The sequence below is a fragment of the Cyclobacteriaceae bacterium genome (assembly GCA_025808415.1).
Classification (GTDB): Bacteria; Bacteroidota; Bacteroidia; order Cytophagales; family Cyclobacteriaceae; genus UBA2336.
This window is the reverse complement of record CP075525.1, coordinates 762533-778965: the sequence shown is the minus strand read 5'-3', so window position 1 is coordinate 778965 and position 16433 is coordinate 762533. Positions and strand designations below refer to the sequence as shown.

15 protein-coding genes are annotated in these 16433 nt (G+C 42.1%); 5 read left to right on the top strand and 10 right to left on the bottom strand.

From position 1 onward, the window contains the following. Nucleotides 1-628 precede the first annotated feature (628 nt). The gene (locus KIT51_03610; protein UYN87369.1) at nucleotides 629-1312 is read right to left on the bottom strand and encodes an ABC transporter ATP-binding protein; all 684 of its coding nucleotides are present in this window, start codon (nucleotides 1310-1312) and stop codon (nucleotides 629-631) included. 277 nt (nucleotides 1313-1589) lie between these two features. Then, entirely contained in the window at nucleotides 1590-2186 is a 597-nt protein-coding gene (locus tag KIT51_03605; protein ID UYN87368.1) for a hypothetical protein, read from the bottom strand. Between the two features lie 166 nt (nucleotides 2187-2352). Between KIT51_03605 and KIT51_03600 the strand changes: the two genes are divergently transcribed. Then, nucleotides 2353-2589 (top strand): XRE family transcriptional regulator, encoded by a 237-nt coding sequence (locus KIT51_03600; GenBank protein ID UYN88488.1) that lies wholly within the window; start codon nucleotides 2353-2355, stop codon nucleotides 2587-2589. A 170-nt stretch (nucleotides 2590-2759) separates the two neighbouring features. Here KIT51_03600 and KIT51_03595 read toward each other — a convergent pair whose 3' ends face one another. After that, nucleotides 2760-3839 (bottom strand): mannose-1-phosphate guanylyltransferase, encoded by a 1080-nt coding sequence (locus KIT51_03595; protein UYN87367.1) that lies wholly within the window; start codon nucleotides 3837-3839, stop codon nucleotides 2760-2762. A 21-nt stretch (nucleotides 3840-3860) separates the two neighbouring features. Next, on the bottom strand, nucleotides 3861-4829 hold the full coding sequence (locus KIT51_03590; protein UYN88487.1) for a KpsF/GutQ family sugar-phosphate isomerase: 969 nt from the start codon (nucleotides 4827-4829) through the stop codon (nucleotides 3861-3863). A gap of 77 nt (nucleotides 4830-4906) precedes the next feature. Between KIT51_03590 and recQ the strand changes: the two genes are divergently transcribed. The 4 genes from recQ (at nucleotide 4907) to KIT51_03570 (ending at nucleotide 10107) form a co-directional block, all read left to right on the top strand. Beyond that, nucleotides 4907-7096 (top strand): DNA helicase RecQ, encoded by a 2190-nt coding sequence (gene recQ / locus KIT51_03585; protein UYN88486.1) that lies wholly within the window; start codon nucleotides 4907-4909, stop codon nucleotides 7094-7096. Between the two features lie 65 nt (nucleotides 7097-7161). Continuing rightward, nucleotides 7162-8484 (top strand): phosphoribosylamine--glycine ligase, encoded by a 1323-nt coding sequence (gene purD / locus KIT51_03580; GenBank protein ID UYN87366.1) that lies wholly within the window; start codon nucleotides 7162-7164, stop codon nucleotides 8482-8484. 7 nt (nucleotides 8485-8491) lie between these two features. After that, nucleotides 8492-9634, top strand: a complete 1143-nt coding sequence (locus KIT51_03575) for a Signal peptidase-like protein (protein UYN87365.1) — start codon at nucleotides 8492-8494, stop codon at nucleotides 9632-9634. Further along, a complete protein-coding gene (locus KIT51_03570; GenBank protein ID UYN87364.1) occupies nucleotides 9631-10107 on the top strand; it encodes a gliding motility lipoprotein GldH in 477 nt (158 codons plus the stop codon). Before KIT51_03575 ends, KIT51_03570 begins: the two co-directional genes overlap by 4 nt. 118 nt (nucleotides 10108-10225) lie before the next feature. Here KIT51_03570 and secDF read toward each other — a convergent pair whose 3' ends face one another. From secDF to KIT51_03540, 6 genes are all read right to left on the bottom strand, one after another. After that, entirely contained in the window at nucleotides 10226-13246 is a 3021-nt protein-coding gene (secDF, locus tag KIT51_03565) for a protein translocase subunit SecDF (protein ID UYN87363.1), read from the bottom strand. A gap of 94 nt (nucleotides 13247-13340) precedes the next feature. Beyond that, entirely contained in the window at nucleotides 13341-13682 is a 342-nt protein-coding gene (locus KIT51_03560) for a hypothetical protein (GenBank protein ID UYN87362.1), read from the bottom strand. A gap of 81 nt (nucleotides 13683-13763) precedes the next feature. Next, the gene (locus KIT51_03555) at nucleotides 13764-14381 is read right to left on the bottom strand and encodes a uridine kinase (GenBank protein ID UYN87361.1); all 618 of its coding nucleotides are present in this window, start codon (nucleotides 14379-14381) and stop codon (nucleotides 13764-13766) included. A 36-nt stretch (nucleotides 14382-14417) separates the two neighbouring features. Next, nucleotides 14418-15005: an RdgB/HAM1 family non-canonical purine NTP pyrophosphatase gene (gene rdgB, locus KIT51_03550; GenBank protein UYN87360.1), complete on the bottom strand. Its 588-nt coding sequence runs from the start codon at nucleotides 15003-15005 to the stop codon at nucleotides 14418-14420. A gap of 3 nt (nucleotides 15006-15008) precedes the next feature. Further along, a complete protein-coding gene (locus KIT51_03545) occupies nucleotides 15009-15461 on the bottom strand; it encodes an FKBP-type peptidyl-prolyl cis-trans isomerase (GenBank protein ID UYN87359.1) in 453 nt (150 codons plus the stop codon). A 57-nt stretch (nucleotides 15462-15518) separates the two neighbouring features. Continuing rightward, the gene (locus tag KIT51_03540) at nucleotides 15519-16427 is read right to left on the bottom strand and encodes an FKBP-type peptidyl-prolyl cis-trans isomerase (GenBank protein ID UYN87358.1); all 909 of its coding nucleotides are present in this window, start codon (nucleotides 16425-16427) and stop codon (nucleotides 15519-15521) included. Nucleotides 16428-16433: the final 6 nt, after the last annotated feature.

Here is a 16433-nt window from a genome sequence, read left to right as displayed (position 1 = left end):
GCAGTCTTATTGAATGCAATGGAAGTCCAATCAACTTTATATTATAAAGTCGATTAAACATCAGAAATACTATCCCTTCAAAAAAGTCCCATCCCACAAAAAAAACATATGAAACTATAGGCGATCTGAAAACAAAAACAATGGAAAGAAGGAGAATTGAAAATAAGAATGAAGTCACCAATATTGTAAATGTAAATTCTATATAAAAGAAAATGTTAGCATGCAGGCTTGTAAAACCAGAAAATTCGATCGATAAAAAAAGTGCTATAATTCCTAAAAAAGTAAAAAAAACCGAAATAATTAAACAGAAAATAATTTTTGCGGTAAAATAAAAACCTCTTGACCTAAGAAAAACGACCCTGTTGACATGGCCAATTAAAAATTCGTGTCCACACAGAATTAGTATATAAACTGGTAAAAAAAAATAAGTTTGTGATATCTTTAAGATATAGAATGCCATCGTTTCAATGTATAGACCTTCACTGATTTCATTTGCAGTTACAGAAATACGGCCAAGAACTGCAATCAATAAAGGGAACGATACGGTGGTAATAGCCAGCAGAATTACTACGTATTTTCGTCCGAATAGCTTCGAAATTTCGAATCGAAAAGTATCCATAACTACTAATTAATTCTCTGTGATTTTAGTCTCAAGTAGTTCAGAATAAGCCTTTTCAAGATCCCCATATTTTCGAATAAGGGAGTTTGTCTCTTCAGTAGCTACAACTACCCCTGCTTTAATAAAAATTACTCTGTCACAAATTTTCTCTAAATCGCTCAATACATGACTTGCTATCAAAAACGAATCTCCCAACTTTTTCCTTTCAAGGATTAATTTTCTGAGCGCTATAATTGAATCCACATCCAAATGATTTGTAGGCTCATCTAATAAGGTCAAATCATATTGTCTAAGGAAAGAAAGCAGCAATGAAACCTTTTGTTTCATACCTGCTGAAAGTTCTTTATACAAAAGAGATTTGTAGTCAATTGATAAGAAATCATACAGATCATTCAGATTTTTTATATCACCACCCCCTAAAGATGCGTACATTTTAACATTAGTCTGAACATCCATGTCCTCAAAAAAACCCATACGCGAAACTGACATTCCTAATCTTGCTCCAGATTGAATTTTTAAACTACCCAAATATGATTGAATTATGTTCATAAATATATTCAGGAGCGTGGTCTTACCTGAGCCATTGGGGCCAATCAAGCCAATAACCTCACCAGAGTCAATTTTAAGATCGATATTTTGTAATACACATTTATTTTTATACTTTTTAGAAATGCCTTTTGCTTCAATTATCATTCGTAGAATTATTTTGAAGGCAGAGACTAATTGCCTCTACCTTCAGTTATCACCATTTAATCAAACTCTTTTTGACTCTGGTATTTGGGCTTAGCAAAGATCAAAAATGCAAGCAAGCCTAAAATAGGAAAAAGAACTGATATTAGATATAAAACTGACTTTATCTCTAATCTTAAGTGTTCTGATCTATAAATCCTTACGATAACGAATAAGGCTATCGCTATATTTAGGATGAAGATAATCATCAATTTAATTAAGGCTTCCATTTCTTAATATTTTAAAGATTAGCGCAACCATCCAAAATACAATCTGCCATCTCTATTGCCAAACAAGTCCCGATAGTCGCATAGCAGGATAGTCGGGCAATTGTACGCATACTATCAATATGCCTGGCGGCACAATCCAACACATCTATCATACCATTGCATCTAAGAGAGGATTGTTTTGGGTCATCCCTAAACTCCGTCACGATTGAATTTTCAATCTTCATTCCAAAAGTTGACTTTTGATTGTAAAAGGTATAATTAGCGTAAAACCTACCTTCATTAAAAATAACCTTATCATCTGTATATACATCTTTTTCAACAGTTACTAAAAATGAACCAAAATCACCAGATGATTTTACTACTCCGATTATGAACTGATTTGATCTAGATTTTAGAGATATTGAAAACGAATTACGTTGTGATTGGGTCATTCCTCTTTGGAAACTCACTAAATCCAGATTCGACTTTTCTATACCTAAGTCATAGAATGACGATGAGTTTAAATAATTGTTCAGCATTTCATCCAGTTGAGAATCCATCTCATGGCTTGGTGAACAGGATACCACAAGAATAACTATAATAAATGAAATCACATTAAAATTTTTCATGGTTTTAAATTTATTAGTAACCCGAAATCTGTCGGGCACAGTGGGGGTTTTGCAAAACATGACTGAACGTAACTGAAAAAAATATGTATCACAAAAGGTGGATACTCATAAGGTGTAACTAATAAGGCTATTTGTATGGAATTTTCACCCCGTGAAAGAGGATGAAATTCTAAACCTTACTCTGAAGCAAATCGGTGAACGTTTGGCAGAACTTCGCAAAGAAGCTGGGTATTCAAGCTATGAAACTTTCGCGCATGACCAGGATTTACCACGTATGCAATATTGGCGAATGGAAAAAGGAAAAGTTAACATCACCATTAAAAGCCTGTTAAAAATCCTGAATATCCACGGGCTAACCCTTCCGGAATTCTTCACTTCGATTCGTATTAGAAAGGGAAAATGAATAATATTTGAAAAAAGGTATGCATGTACCATTTAAGGATATCAGGTAACAAAATGGGGTTACTGCGTTCTTAATAATTTGAAAACTTTCCTCGCTGTTTAGGAAGTACTGGCCATACCTATCAACAAAAACTCCGGGAAGAATGGGATTAGCCTTAGTTGACACCAATTCTACAAAAACTCCCCTCCACCTTTCATAGCCTTTACATCATTTACAAACTGCCGGAATAAATCTTCCCGCTCTTTTTCGCAAACGATAATTACGTTGCCAAACTCACCAACCAGGTAGCCGTTCAGGCCCTGGGCAATCAGTAACCGCCCCGGTGTAGAGGAGCGGATAATCGAGTTGCGTGTATCATATACTAATACCTGTCCGGTAGTGGTGTTATTCTCTTTGTCTTTGGCAGAGATATCATGAATGGAATTCCACGAACCCAAATCTGACCAACTGAAATTAGCCTGGCACACATACACATTGGTGGCCTTTTCCATAATGCCATAGTCGATGGAAATGCTTTTACACTGGGTGTAAATTTTTGAAATGGCGTTCTTCTCCTGGTCGGTTCCGAATTGCTCTAAATTTTCTTCAAAAACTTCTGCCATTTCAGGAAGATGCTCCTGTAGTGCAGCAATAATGGCTTTCACACCCCAGATAAAAATTCCGGAGTTCCATACAAAGTCCCCACTCTCCAGGAATTTCTTCGCCAATGATAGTTCCGGTTTCTCGGTAAAGGTTTTAACCTTTTTCAAGATTTTCTTTTCGGGAATAAACTGGATGTAACCGTAACCTGTTTCAGGTCGTGTGGGCGTTATGCCCAACGTGATCAACTTGTCATGATCCTGCGCTTGGTCAACAGCTTTTGAAATGGTACTTATGAATTCGCTTTCTTTTAAAATCAAATGATCAGAAGGGCTTACCACAATAACGGCATCGGCATTTTGTTGCCGTATTTTATAACTGGCATAAGCAATACAGGCGGCTGTGTTTTTGCGCATGGGCTCAGCCAATACCTGGTTGTCGCTAACCTCGGGCAATTGTTCCTTTACCAGATGAGCGTGTTCTTCATGCGTTACGATATAAATATTCTCCTTTGCACAAATAGGTAAAAACCTTTCGTAGGTTGACTGAAGGAGTGATTTGCCTATACCAAGCACATCCAAAAACTGCTTAGGCTTTGCATTGCGACTATATGGCCAAAAGCGGACACCCACGCCACCGGCCATTAACACTACATAAAGATTTTTTTTCATGCTTAACGTTTGAATAGGGGATTACACAATGCCCTCTTTTAATAAATCATGTAAATGGATAAACCCTGCCAGTTGGTTATTGTCCAGCACAACTAACTGGGTAATACTGTTTTCCTGCATTTGATGCAAAGCCTTTACGGCAAATTCATCTTTCGCTATAGTTTTCGGGCTGACTGTCATAATATCAGTTGCTTTGATGCCGGCAAGATTGGTTTCTTTTTGCAACATCCTTCTCAAATCACCATCGGTAATAATCCCCAACAGTTTATTCTGCTCGTCCACCACGGCTGTGCAGCCCAATCGCTTTGATGATATCTCAATGATCACATCTTTTAATGGGGCATCGGGCCTCACCAGCGGAATAGCATTACCCGATACAATATCCGACACCTTTAGGTAGAGCTGTTTCCCTAACGATCCGCCCGGATGATACTGGGCAAAGTCGGCACTGGAAAAATTGCGAAGCTCAAGCAAGCTTATGGCAAGTGCATCGCCCAAGGCCAGGTGTGCCGTTGTGCTGGTGGTAGGTGCAAGGTTATTCGGGCAGGCTTCTTCCGCAATCGTTGCATTTAAAATGAAATCGGCTTGTTGGGCCAGGTATGAATTTGTATTGCTTACCAAAGCAACAAGTTTTGAGCCCCTTCGTTTTAACAGCGGTACAAGCACCTTAATTTCGGGCGTATTACCGCTTTTTGAAATGCAGATCACAAGGTCTTCCTTTTGAATCATGCCCAAATCGCCATGAATGGCATCGGCAGCATGCATAAAAATGGCCGGGGTTCCGGTGGAATTAAGCGTAGCCACAATTTTATTGGCAATTATGGCGCTTTTACCAATGCCTGTAACGACAACGCGGCCTTTTAAAGAATAAATTTCTTTAACACAGGCTTCGAAATCGTTGTCAATTAATTGTACCAGGTTTTCAATTGCACGGGATTCATTTAATAAAACTTCCTGTGCAATGTTTTTGATATTTTTTGCTATATTCAATTCTGTTTCGGCAGTTAGCTTTGATACAGACAAAGATACAAGAAATTGATACTAACTTTTTGGAATAGACGATTATGATGGTGGTTGAAGAGAAAGATGAATTAAAACTTAAGCTAAAAGAGGTTTTTGGTTATTCCACTTTTCGGGGCAACCAGGAAACCATTATCCGAAATATACTGGACGGTAAAAATACGTTTGTAATCATGCCCACCGGGGCAGGCAAATCATTATGTTATCAATTGCCGGCTTTGATGTCAGACGGTTTGGCCATTGTGATCTCTCCGCTTATTGCCTTGATGAAAAACCAGGTTGATCAACTCTTCGGCTATGGTGTTAATGCACGCTTTCTAAATTCAACCCTTACCAAAGGGGAAATAACGCGGCTTAAAAAAGATTGTGTGAATGGCGATGTTAAATTGCTTTATGTCGCTCCGGAATCACTTACCAAAGAAGAGAATATTGAGTTTCTAAAGAAAGTAACGGTTTCGTTTGTGGCTATTGATGAAGCCCATTGCATATCCGAGTGGGGGCACGACTTCCGCCCGGAGTACCGCAAGATCAAAACCATGATTCAACAGTTGGGCAACCTTCCGGTTGTAGCGCTTACCGCTACGGCCACACCCAAGGTTCAGCTTGACATCCAGAAAAACCTTCAGATGGAAGAAGCTGATATTTTTCTTTCATCGTTTAACCGTAAAAATCTTTATTACGAAGTTCGGCCGAAAAAAGAAACCAAAAAGCAGCTGATCAAATTCCTGCGCGACAACAAAGGCAAATCCGGTATTGTGTACTGCCTGAGCCGAAAAAAAGTTGAAGAGATTGCAAACCTGTTATCGGTTAATGGATTTAAGGCAGCACCATACCATGCCGGGCTCGATGCTGATGTACGCGAAAAAAACCAGGATGACTTCCTGAACGAAGAAGTTGACATTATTGTGGCAACCATTGCCTTCGGCATGGGCATTGATAAACCCGATGTACGCTTTGTCGTGCATTATGATGTTCCCAAATCGCTTGAAGGTTATTACCAGGAAACCGGTCGCTCCGGTCGCGATGGCCTGGAGGGGCATTGCCTCATGTTCTACAGCCATAACGACCTGAACAAACTGGAAAAATTCAATAAAGATAAATCGGTCCAAGAGCGCGAAAATGCCCGCATCCTGTTGCAGGAGATGGAGTACTATGCCGAGTCACCGGTTTGCCGCAGAAGGCAATTGCTGCATTACTTCGGTGAGGAATTTAAAGAAGATAATTGCGGCATGTGCGACAATTGTGTGCACCCACGCGAACGGTTTGACGGCATGGAGGCCGTAAAGACAGTGCTGCAGGCCGTGAAACAAACCAACGAACGCTTTGGCCTTAACCATTTGGTGCATGTCATCCGTGGCGTTGAAGATGAATATGTAAAAAGTTACGGCCATTTCGATCTTCCTATTTTTAGTACCGGTAGCCATGAAGATGCAGACTTTTGGAAATCCGTCATCCGGCAAGCACTAATCTATCAATACTTAGATAAAGACATCGAAAACATTGGCGTACTTAAACTTTCGAAACGGGGCGAGGCCTTCCTGAAAAAACCAGTACCTATCGAGCTGGCCCGCGACCACGACTTTACCACTGATGTTGAGGATGAAGAAGTATCATCTGAAAAGGCACCGGTAAATGCCAAATCGTACGACAGCGCACTCTTTGAAATGCTGAAAAGCCTGCGTAAAAAAATCGCCAAAGAGAAAAACCTTCCGCCATATGTAATCTTCCAGGACCCATCGCTGGAAGAAATGGCCACTACCTATCCTACAACCAAAGAAGATTTGGCCTCGGTAAATGGGGTGGGCATGGGCAAGGTAAATAAGTTCGGAAAAGAGTTTCTCGAACTGATCCAAAACTATGTTGACGAAAACGAAATAGAAACAGCCACCGAAGTTGTTGTAAAATCTTCCGTTAATAAATCGAAAACAAAAATCCTGATCATTCAGCAAATCGATAAAAAAGTTGACCTGGAAGAAATTGCCGAGTTAACACACCTTTCGTTTGAAGAATTGCTGACTGAAATTGAAAACATTTGTTATTCGGGCACCAAACTAAACCTGAATTACTACCTGGAGGCTCTGATCGATCCGCAAAAGCAGGATGACATTCACGATTATTTTATGAATGCCGAAACCGATAGCCTCGAAGCTGCACTTAACGATGAATCGCTTGCGGATTATTCGGAAGAAGAAATCAGGCTTATGCGCATCCACTTTATGAGCGAATACGCACATTAATAACCCCAAACTCAACAGAAAGGCCTCAAATTCATATCTTTGAGGCCTTTTATTTTTTACCCCGTATGAACATCCTGATTATTGGAAATGGTGGCCGCGAACATGCATTTGCCTGGAAGATTAAGCAAAGCCCTTACTGCAACAACTTATATGTTGCCCCGGGCAACGCAGGTACAGGTTCAATGGCACAAAATGTAGCCATTGCCGTTGATGACTTTGAAAACCTGGCAACGTTTTGTCTCGATCACCAAATAGGTTTGGTAGTAGTTGGCCCGGAAGCACCACTGGTAAAAGGTATTCGTGATTATTTTGAACAACATGATAAGCTGAAATCCATTCCCGTGGTTGGCCCAGGTAAAATTGGAGCGCAGTTGGAGGGCAGTAAAGATTTCTCGAAACAATTCATGCTGCGCCACCACATTCCAACAGCTAAAGCACGCACCTTTACAGCACCTGAAATTAATGAAGCCCTGGCATACCTGGACGCTTGTAAACCGCCCCTTGTGCTCAAAGCTGATGGCCTGGCAGCAGGTAAGGGCGTTATCATAACAAACGATAAACTAGAAGCACGGCAGCTAATGACAGAAATGTTGGTAGAGAAAAAATTTGGTGAAGCCAGTGCAAAAGTATTGGTCGAAGAATTTTTGTCCGGTATTGAACTTTCCGTTTTTGTGCTTACCGATGGCACCGATTACCTCATACTGCCGGAAGCAAAAGATTATAAACGCATTGGCGAAGCCGATACCGGTCTGAATACCGGAGGCATGGGCGCTGTATCACCTGTGATTTTTGCCGACAGTGACTTCATGCAAAAAGTTGAAAACGAAGTCGTAAAACCAACCATTAGTGGCTTACAAAAGGAAGGTATAAACTACCGGGGTTTTATATTTATCGGGCTAATGAATTGCCAGGGCAACCCCTTTGTAATTGAATACAATGCGAGGATGGGCGACCCGGAAACCCAGGCAGTACTACCACGCATAAAAAATGATTTTGTACCCCTGTTGTTGGCTGCCGCGAAAGGCGAACTCCATGGAAAACGTATTGAAACCGATGACCAAACCGCGGTTACGGTAGTCATGGTTTCGGGTGGTTACCCGGGCGACTATGCTAAAGGCAAGATTATAGAAGGTCTTAACCAGCCTAATGACGCATTGGTTTTTCATGCCGGCACCAAAATGTCAGGTGAAGCGGTGGCTACTGATGGTGGTCGTGTGCTGGCCGTAACCGGCATGGCCAACGAATTGGGGTTGGCCCGGCAAAAAGCCTATCAAGGGGTTGCCAAACTTACCTGGGATGGCTTATATTTCAGAAAAGATATCGGACAGGATTTGCTGAATTATCCGTCTGATTCTTCAGTTAATCACCCAATTCAGCCTTTCAATTAATTATAATATGGGTTGTGCGTGCGGAACATCTAAAGATGGGAAAGTAGCCGGTTGTAAAAATAACGGGGCCTGCAAAACGGGCGGATGCAATAAAATGAATGTATTTGATTGGCTCTCAAACATGGAGTTGCCCGGGCAGGATACCTTCAATATTGTGGAAGTACGTTTTAAAAATGGGCGGAAAGACTTCTACCGGAATATTGACAACCTTAACCTTACCACAGGCGATGCGGTAATTGTCGAAATCCCTAATGGCCACCATTTAGGATTTGTTTCGTTGCAGGGTGAGCTTGTTCGCCTGCAAATGCAGAAAAAGAAAATCGCCAACGACAATGAGATCAAAAAAATATACCGGCTGGCACACACCAAAGACCTGGAAAAGTTTGAAGAGGTAAAGAAGAGGGAACTGCCGACATTATACCGTACCCGCGAAATTATCCGCGACCTTAAATTAAACATGAAGCTTTCGGATGTTGAGTACCAGGCCGACAACACCAAGGCAATTTTTTACTATTCTGCCGAAGACCGTGTAGACTTTCGTGAACTTATAAAAATCCTTGCCGGTGAATTTAAGATACGCGTGGAGATGCGCCAGATCAGTTTGCGCCAGGAAGCAGGAAGGTTAGGCGGCATAGGGGTTTGCGGACGCGAACTTTGTTGTTCAACCTGGTTAGGTGATTTCAAAAATGTAGCCACCAGTGCAGCCCGGTATCAGAATTTATCATTAAACCCCAGCAAATTATCCGGGCAATGCGGCCGCTTGAAGTGCTGCCTGAATTATGAGCTGGAAACCTACATGGAGGCACTTCAGCATATACCTAAAATTGAAACCCCGCTGCTCACCGAACAAGGTGAAGCCAAACTTCAAAAAACCGACATCTTCAAAAAAATTATGTGGTTTGGTTTTAGTGAAGAAAATACCTGGTACCCACTTAATGTGGATCGCGTAAACCAGGTATTGGAAATGAACCGAGCCGGCAAAAAACCCGCCACCCTTATAGCCGATGTGGCGGAAGTAAAGGTTCCGGTACAAACACTGAACAGCGACCTGGAGCGCCTGGACAAGAAATATCAGCGTACCGGAAAAAAGAAAAACAAGAAACGCAAAAATAAAAAGCGTAACCCCAACCAACAGCGAAACCAGGGATGAGAATTTCGTATTTATTTATTGCACTTCTTATTTTTTGTTTTGCCTGCGACCGCGCACGGGTTTTCGAACAAAATTACGATTTCAAAAAACGCTATTGGGCAGTTTCTGATAAACCGGCATTCAGCTTTAAAATTACCGATGCCGATCAACCCTACAATTTATACCTAACCCTACGCAACGAATCGGATTACCCGAATTCAAATATTTACTTCACCTATATCCTTACCGATACGGCTGGCACCGAGCTTGAAAAAAAATTAGCTTCCGAATTTCTTTTTGAACGCAAAACCGGCCGACCCCTTGGCAGCAGCGGCTTAGGCTATGTCTTCGAGCATCAATTTCCATTACTCATGGCTTATAGGTTCAAACACCCGGGCACCTACAGTTTACACTATGAACAGTTTATGCGCACCGATACATTACGTGGCGTATTATCCGTTGGGTTACGGGTGGAAAGGACTAACGACAAATAAATTATTCCCAACCTTTTTGGTTTACCGTTAGTCAAAACAATTTGTCACTTGATAAAAAAAAGCACTGAGTTTTGAGAAGTACACTCACACCCAGTGCTTTAACGAAGCGGTCAGCTAGTTAGGCCGGAACAGCAATTTTTTTGCCTTCCTTTTTCTCCACCTCTTTCTTTTTGTCGAGGTCAATGACAATTGGCGCTGCAATGAATACCGATGAATAGGTACCGATAACTACCCCAACAAACAGCGCAAAGGCAAAGCCCGAAAGTACCTGTCCGCCAAAAATGAGCAGCACAACTACCACCAACAAGGTGGTGCCGGCCGTAATAATGGTACGGGCAAGGGTATCGTTAATGGCATCGTTTACAATTTTTTCGCGATCATGGGTGGCGCCAAAACCAATGTATTCACGGATGCGGTCGAAAATGATCACCGTATCGTTGATAGAGTAGCCTATAATGGTAAGGATCGCGGCCACGAACACCTGGTCCACTTCATAACTTAATCCCAAAAATCCTGCAATGGAAAAGGCTGCAAATACAAATAACGTGTCGTGTATGGTAGCGATAATGGCACCCGCGCTGTATTGCCACTTGCGGAAGCGGATGAGGATGTAAACAAATATACCTACCAGTGAAAACAAGCTTGCCTCCCAGGCTGAGTTCTTAATGTCATCAGCTACTGTAGCGCCTACTTTCGATGAACTGGCAATAACAAAATGTACGTCATCAAGCTGAGAATCCTGATCGGTGTATTGTTTACCGGTAATGGATTGCAGTCCATCAATCAACGTTTGCTTCACCTTATCATCTGCGATGTCGCTGTCGTCATCAATCAGGTATGATGTAGTAATTTTTACGGAAGAGTTTGAACCGTAATTCTTTACTTCCGTACCCGCATTTTCAAAGCTTTGGCTTAACCTGATTTTTAGATCAGTAGCCACCACAGGCTTGCTGAAGTTAACCACGTACGAACGGCCTCCCTTAAAATCAACACCCAGGTTTAATCCCTTAACCAATAAAAGACTTAAGCCCAACACGATGATAACGGAAGAAGTGATGTAGGCTAACCGGCTGTTTTTAACGAACTCAAAGTGCTTACGCTTCTTAACCAAACGGGAGATGAATGAATCGAACGATATCTTGCTGGCATCACCTTTGCGCGTCATCCACTCAACAATTACACGCGAAACGTAAACCGCAGTGAAGAAGGAGGTGAGGATACCGATCATCAATGTGATGGCAAACCCTTTAATCGGGCCCTGGCCTAACATAAACAGGAAGAATGCTGTTAACAAAGTGGTTAGGTTGGAGTCGAAGATAGTCCAGAAGGCACGTTCATAGCCAACCCGGATCGCATCCTTTAGTTTTCGTCCGTGTGCAATCTCTTCTTTAATGCGTTCAAAAATCAACACGTTGGCATCCACCGCCATACCAATGGTAAGCACGATACCGGCAATACCCGGTAAGGTTAATGAAGCATTCAACTGTGCGAGAATTCCCAGAATAAAAAAGATATTGAATAACAAGGCAATGTTTGCCACTATGCCACCTTTAGAATAATAAACAATCATAAAAATGACAACCAGCGCCAGGCCGCTTAACGATGAAAGTAATCCCTGGTTTTGAGCAAGCTTGCCCAACGTAGGGCCAACAATGGCCTCCTCTACAATTTTGGTAGGGGCTGGCAATGAACCGGCTTTTAAAATGTTCGCCAGGTCTTTTGCTTCATCTACTGTAAAGTTTCCGGAAATCTGCGAGTTTCCGTTTGGAATTTCACCGTTAACAAACGGGGCAGAATACACGGCATTATCCAACACAATAGCAATACGCCCCCGTGGGGTTTTGCTTGCTGCTTCAGCAGTCATTTTTGCCCATACACGGGTTCCCGCTGCGTTCATAGTCATGCTCACCGATGGGCGCGCATATTCATCCAAATCCTGGCGGGCATCATTGATAACTTCTCCGGTAAGTTTTGGTTGGCCTGATCGGCCAAGGTCAAGAAAATATAGTTGCAGACCTTCCGTTGGTCCGAAATCTTTATCGGGCTTATTGCCCCAATAAACGCCTACGTTACGAGGTAGTAAACTTTTTATTTCTGTTCTTCTGAAAATACGATTGATCTCTGCAGTATCCTTAATAGCATAACGGAAAGTTCCCTGAGGTATGCTCTTTGCGAAAAGTGCTGATACACCAAGGTTTTGAAGGGAATCCAAACTTTGAAGAGTAGTGTCACCAACCGAAGCGGTTTGAAGTTGCTTCTCCAGTTCGGATAGTGCATCGGGTTGGGCTGTTTCTGCTGGTGTTTCAGTGGCAGGCTGTTCTGTTCTTGTTGTTCTGGCCGCTTGAACTTGTTGTTCTTTAACAAGAGCCGAATTGATAGCCATTAATGAACTGTTAATATCATTCGGTTCAATTACATCCCAAAATTCAAGGCGTGCAACACCTTGTAAAAGTTTACGAACCCGTGCTGGGTTATCGGCACCAGGAATTTCAATCTGAATTCTGCCGGTACCCGGTAACCGCTGAATGTTAGGTTGTGATGTTCCAAATTGATCAATACGATTTTTTAAAATCGTGTACGAACGATCAATGGCACGCTCAATTTCTTCGTTAACCACCGCAATCACCTGTTCATCTGTATCATTGAGGCTGATGCGCCCACGGGTGGTAGTGGAGGAAAACACAGGGGCTAGTTTAGCACCCGGGTTATCTTCGCGGTAAGCTGCAAAGAATAATGCGCTAAAGCGTTCCTGACTGCTTTTTTCCCGTACTTGTGCCTTCGTTAAGGCTTTTACAAAGGCTGAGTCTTTGCTATTTCCACTTAAACCTTTAATAATGTCAACCGGAGAAACCTCCAGGGTAACATGCATACCACCTTGCAAGTCGAGACCACGGCTAAGTTCGTTGTCCTTAACTTCTTTGTACGTAAATTCTACCCCGAATAAATTATACACGGGCTTGCTCCACACCGAATCAAGGTATGTTTGCTTTTTGTTGAGGTCGATAACCCCGTTGGCGTCAGTTGCATAGTCGATGGCATCTTGCTGTACGCTGTTGGAAACAAATGTAAACGACAGGTAATACAGGCAGAGCGCTGTAACAATCAGGGTTAGTACGATTACAAATCCTTTGTTTTGCATATTGAATTAGTTTTTATGTTCAAGCTTTAGGTTAATAGAAAAATCACTTCAGTCCTGGTCGAGTCTGAATTGGTTAAAACAAAGACTAGAAAAATCAGGGTGCGTTAGGGGAAATTATAAATTGAAAGAGCGCTTTGAATAATTTCCCTACGGATAGTTGAGGTATAAAAGGGGTAGCATCAGGCTTTTGTGAAGCAAAAAGTATTTCGTGGATAAAGGAAAGGTCGTGGCTTACCAACAGCGAGGTGGACGTTGAAGGCAGCGAATACGATGATAGCACTAACAAACTTTCACCTTCAGGCAGCGGATTTTGCTGTTCCGTTTCCGGGTTTACATCCGCCACTTTAGTAGTGGGGACATAAAGAATTTGTGAAAGCACGATTACCGTGGCAATGAGTATGCCCAGTATTAAACTTATAAAACGTGCTTTTTTCATGCTTTTCATTGAGGCCTACAAAAGTAGGGAATTGGCTTAAAAATGAAAGTGCTCGACAGAAAAATCATAAAGCACTGAAAATCAGCGCAATTTAGCCTGAATAGCGAGTATAATTATATCCAGGGCCCGTTCAAAATGGCTATTATTCGGAATGACCAGGTCGGCATTGTGCTTGAGTGGCTCAATCATTCGTTCGTACACCGGCATTACATGGTGGTGATACCGGTATAAAACATCGTCAAGGTCATAGCCACGCTCTTCGCTATCGCGCCTTATCCGCCTGGTTAGTTTAACATAGTCTTTTGCTTCTATGAAAATACTCAGGTCAAGCTCTTTCTCAATCTCGGGAAAATATTGAACGAATAAACCTTCAACAATAAGCACGGGTGCCGGTTTGAAAATAAGTTGCTTAGGCTTAACGTTGGGATTATTAAACGTGTATTCCGTTTTATGCAGTGCCTCACCTTTTTTTAGCAACTTTATGTCATGGAGGAATTGCTCGTGATCGATGGCTTCGGGCAAATCAAAATTTTTTATTCCCCTTCCATCTTCCTTTTGCCGTTCGCGCGGGTGGTAGTAATTATCCTGCGAAATAAAACAAATCTCATCTTCAGTAAAGCGATTAGCCAGGCTTTTCAAAAAATAGGTTTTGCCCGAACCACTTCCTCCGGTAATGCCAATGGTATAAGGTTTATTCATGGTAGGTTAGCGGCTACAAAATACAAACAAGGTTTATTACCTGCCATAGGTTTGCCGAAGATAATCCACTAGCTTTTTAACAGCGCGGGCCCGGTGGCTCATCGTGTTTTTTTCAGCCATGGACATTTCGGCAAATGATTTTGAACAGTTTTCAGGCACGAATATCGGATCGTAGCCAAATCCCTGTGAGCCTCTTTTTTCCGTTAATATTTCACCCCGTACAATGCCTTCAAATAATTGAATGCCTTGTGATTCAACTAAAGCAATCACTGTGCGGAATTGTGCTGCACGGTTAGTATGCCCCAAAAGTTTTTGAAGCAGCAGGTTCATATTGCCCTCGGCACTGCGTTGTGGACCGGCATACATGGCCGAATAAACACCCGGCTCGCCACGCAAAGCATCCACTTCAAGTCCGGTATCGTCAGCGAAACAAGGCACATGGTAATGATCGAAAACATACTGTGCCTTTTGAAGGGCATTTCCTTCTATGGTTGACTGTGTCTCGGGTAGTTCTTCGCGGCAACCAATTTCTTTTAAACTGCGCAATAAAAAAGATGGGCCCAATATGGACCCTATCTCTTGCATTTTGTACGGGTTATTAGTTGCAGCTACCAACGAAACCATTCTCTAATTGATCAGGTCAATCTCAAAAATAAGGTTTGAATTAGCTGGTATGGCACCTGAAGCTGCTGAACCATACCCAAAACCCGAAGGTAAATAAAGAGTAATGCGTGACCCAGCCTTAATTTTAGGTAGGATCACTTGCCACCCCAAAATTAAATTTGAAAGCGGAAATGAAACAGGGGACGATGAAGCATCAAACTGGGCACCAGTACTCAAGAGTTTCCCCTTGTACATTACGGTTATCGTATACTCTAAGCATGGTTCAACGCCATCACCCTCAATATCAATCGTATACCTGATCCCCGATGGATCTGCAATGGCTGTAATGCTATTATCCTCCAAATACGAATCAATAGTTTGGATATCCTGCTGTAATCGTGTTTGATTCAACGCGTCAATCCGGCTTTGTGAAACTACCCGGGTGCAAGGCGATTCCTTTAAACAACCTGCTAACATTGAAACAAAAATTAAGAAAGCTAAAAATGAATATCGTTTCATTGTCATCAATCCTTATTATTTAATTTCCATACACTCCAAATCAAAAACCAAAATCGAATTTTCCTTTATGACCTCGCTGCGTTGCTGCGGGCCGTACGCCAAGGAAGAAGGGATATAAAATGTTCCTTTCGAACCCTTGTTCAGATACTTTAACGCTTCATGCCAGCCTTGTATTACACCCGTTTGATCAATGGTTACTTCAAAGGGCTCATAGGGACGCATGGGATTGAAAATCCCCTTGGCCTCCGCCACTGTCTGAACACTGGAATCAAAATATTGTCCATCCAGCAAATAGCCTGAATAATTCACTTTTACGGTTTGACCGGATTTAGCGTTCTCTCCTTTACCCGGGGTGGTAATCACATAACGAAGTCCAGACTCAACTTTTACCGCATCAATTTTGTTATCCGCCAGGTATTGATCGATGGTGGCAATATCCTTGGCCAACTGCTTTTCCCTGAACTTGCTCATCATCTCCTGCTGATAGGCCATGAAATCCATTTGCTGCATAATGGAATCGACCCGGATATGGTAGCTAAGGGTAAGGGTGCTGTCCACATCCGGGGGCATGGGCGACTTCACCAGGTCTTTAAAAAACCGGGAGATGGGCATACTTACAATCACACTGTCACCTTTTGAAACCATGCGAAGCATTTGGGTCATGCCATCTTCCGATACTATGGCTGAGCTGTCGTTTGTTAAAACGGCTGCGGGCATATCTTTAGTCATTTGTGCCCACACAGAATCCTTTGAATCTTTAAAAAGGAACTGGAACACTACCACTTCACCCGGCTTTGGCAGTATACCATCTCCCTTCTTTACGATTTTAAACTTCATCCCACTGGGCGTTTCTTTTTCATTACTGCTTGTGCATGAAAAAAGAAGCGCCAGGCCAACAACAAGAACAACATTTAGAATTTTCATTTATCT